Raw genomic sequence first — 3102 nt, 5'->3', positions numbered from 1 at the left:
TTTATTTTTTTAAATTTACACCAACATAAGAAATATTTTAATGTCATATTGTATCCTCATTATAATCACATAACGCCAAATTAAGTAGTGAGCAACGCCACCACCTAACCTAAACGATTGTGCCGTAAACACTAAAGTTGATTCAAACTGAAAATGCCAAGCGTTGCGAATCTGCTTAAATTTATTGTTATGTGCCTTTTTCACAAGGCGCTAGAATTTCGAGTTCTTGGCTAGGTAAATATGTAATTTCCAAGCAAGTTAACCGCCATATACTTTCACTTAATTCGGCTTTGAACTCAAATAGGCCATCACCTTTCGGACCTTCGATCTCGTACTGCATATCAGCAGAACCAGAAACTTCATACCCTCGAATGATTCCTTGGACTAAGTCAATGTCGTAAGGCGTACCAATATTTGCGTGAAACTTGTCCGAACTCTCTAGAGTGCTAAGCGCTAGCTTAGTTGAACCAGACTCTTCAAATGAGCTATTCATGCTTATAGAGAAGATGAATGCCAAGATAACACCACAGGCCAGCATTATCGCAGCTGCAACAGACCACTTCCTTTGAGAGTTTTTAAACTCTTCAACACTACTCCATTGGTTATGCTTCCAAGCCCACTCATTGCCTTTGAAACCAAGAATAAATGGCATCGCAATGTTAACGAACGGCACAAAAACCAACAGTGCTCGATAGGTACGAAAGCGAATACCCCATATCCAATTGAATGCAAACGCGCCCCAATTCCAACCTTTAATCTGTTCAGGGACTTCTTTACTATTATCCATATATTCCACTAATCCTATTCGGGCACATAACGCCCAATTAAGTTGTGAGCAACGCTGCTACCTTACTAAAACATTGCACCGTAATCACCAAACCAATTGAAACCGAAAGTGCCGAGCGTTGCGAATCAGCTTGAATTGCTTGTTATGTTTTACCACAAACACATGATTTACTTGAGAAAGAACTGATATTTCTAGCTAGTTTTCTGAAGTAAACCACAAGGCTGAAACCAACTTGGCCGCCAAAGGCGACCAACTAGAAACGAGTTATTCCACTTCCCTGCCCAATGAGGCAACCCAACTAACTTTCAACAAGCTCCCTGTCTTTCCAACCGAGGCGCAAGACAATGGCAAATTGCCAAGGCAACTGCCAAGCCGAAATGCTGATTGGCTAAGAATCCAAAAGCGACTTTAAGCCAGTTAAACAAGAAGCCAACCGCCACGACCTGACAATGAAGCAACCCACGAACATTAGCATGTTTTACGGGCTGAGTGGTTCAAGAACTTAGGCCGACAATACTGATTTTCTGAGTCTACTAGGGACGAATTATCAAAGGGACAAAGAACTAGAGCCTAAAAACTTTAAGCCTTTGAATTTAAAGTAAACATAACGCCAAATTAAGTAGTGAGCAACGCCACCACCTAACCTAAACCATTGTGCCGTAAACACTTAAGTCGATTCAAACTGAAAATGCCAAGCGTTGCGAATCTGCTTGAATTTATTGTTAGTTGCGTAACCAAACTCACGCTACATACCATTGAATACAGCGATTCCTAGAAGAACTAAAGCAATACTAGCAAGCCCAATATAGCTGACTTTTCCGCGTTCTGATTCCGTTACCTCTGAAGATGGGAAGCGCCCGAATGTAACCGCTTTCGATACTACCCAACCTACACCGTAACCAATACGCTCAATAATGATTAACTGAACAATTGTCTTTAACAAGGAACCTAACATTCGAAAAAATGCCAAAACTGACTCTTCCATATGCACTCTCCTTTAATACTGAATTCTAGATTTTTCGGAGCAAACTAACGCCCAATTAACGTGTGAGCAGCGCAAACACTGGACTAAACCACTGCGCCGTAAACACTAAACCCAACCCGAAGTGAGAGCGCCAAGCGTTGCGAATCACTGTTGAATTGTTTGTTATGTTTTACCACAAGTTACTGACTTAATTGAGAAAGAACTGCTATTTTAAGCTAGTTTTCTTAGCCCACCCACAAGGCTAGAGCCTACTTGACAGCCAAAGGCGACCAACCTAAAACGTGTAATTCCACTTCCCTTCCCAATGAGGCAACCCGACTTAGCTTCAACAAACACCCTATCTTTCCAACCAAAGCGCAAAACAAGGCTGAATTGCCGAGACAACTGCCAAGCCGGAATGCTGATTGGCAAAGAACTTCAAAGCGACTTTAAGCCAGTTAAACAAGAAACCGACCGCCACGACCTGACAATGAAGCAACCCACGAACATCGGCATGTTTTAAGGGCTGAGAGATTCAAGAATTTAGGTCGACAATACTGATTTGCTGAGTCTACTAGGGATGAATTGTCTAAGGGACAAAGGACTAGAGCCTAAGACCTTTAACGCTTTGAATTACAAGTAAACATAACGCCAAATTAAGGTGTGAACAACGCTGACACCTTACCTAAAGCATTGTGCCATAAACACTAAACTGGCTTGAAGTGAAAGCGCCGAGCGTTGTGAATCACTCTTAAATTTATTGTTATGTGTTTGAACTTAAAGGGACTTCCATTTCCACCAACCCTTTGACTTCAGATGTTCTAACAAAGCCTTTGGACTCATACAGATTGATTGCTGGGTTTTCACTAAACACACGTAGAACGAGCTTAGTGGATTGGCGATTGAGTGCATGCCCTACGACTAGATCAAGGCACTTAGTCCCAACTCCTTTACCTTGAAACTCCCGTAAAAGCTGAAAGTCTCTCAGATAGGTCGTTTCGCCACTATAGCTAAAACGAAGAACACCTACACGAGTTTGGTTTAGGTGAATCTCGTAGTTTTCTAGTTCTTCCCAACTGTTTAGAAACTGATTGTGATCCCAGATAATCCCACGAGTTAGATAGTAACTTGCCATATTTGTCTTGGTTAAAGACTCTGCGAATAAGGGGTCGCTACCGATTTTAAGCTGTACTTCCATACCTTTTCCTCTGGCAACACATAACGCCCAATTAACGTGTGAGCAGCGCAAACACTGAACTTCAACATTGCGCCGAAAACACTAAACTCAACCCGAAGTGAGAGCGCCAAGCGTTGCGAATCACTGTTGAATTGTTTGTTATGTTTTACCACA

The 3102-nt window shown here is 41.9% G+C and carries 3 protein-coding genes and 1 pseudogene; all 4 read right to left on the bottom strand.

Translation table 11 applies throughout. The features are described 5' to 3' along the window. Positions 1-187 precede the first annotated feature (187 nt). Positions 188-787, bottom strand: a complete 600-nt coding sequence (locus ACHUFZ_RS21110) for a cytochrome c oxidase assembly factor Coa1 family protein (RefSeq protein ID WP_394128697.1) — start codon at positions 785-787, stop codon at positions 188-190. 745 nt (positions 788-1532) lie between these two features. Next, positions 1533-1772, bottom strand: coding sequence for a hypothetical protein (locus ACHUFZ_RS21105; protein WP_004413717.1), 240 nt, complete (start codon positions 1770-1772; stop codon positions 1533-1535). Between the two features lie 742 nt (positions 1773-2514). Beyond that, positions 2515-2949 (bottom strand): GNAT family N-acetyltransferase, encoded by a 435-nt coding sequence (locus ACHUFZ_RS21100; protein ID WP_263180680.1) that lies wholly within the window; start codon positions 2947-2949, stop codon positions 2515-2517. Beyond that, positions 2898-3102, bottom strand: a pseudogene (locus ACHUFZ_RS21095) (hypothetical protein); the annotation flags it as partial. The pseudogene ACHUFZ_RS21095 and the gene ACHUFZ_RS21100, both read right to left, overlap by 52 nt.

Origin of the sequence: Vibrio hepatarius (assembly GCF_043642085.1) — a bacterium.
Classification (GTDB): domain Bacteria; phylum Pseudomonadota; class Gammaproteobacteria; order Enterobacterales; family Vibrionaceae; genus Vibrio; species Vibrio hepatarius_C.
This window is presented reverse-complemented; position numbering and strand designations above follow the sequence as displayed.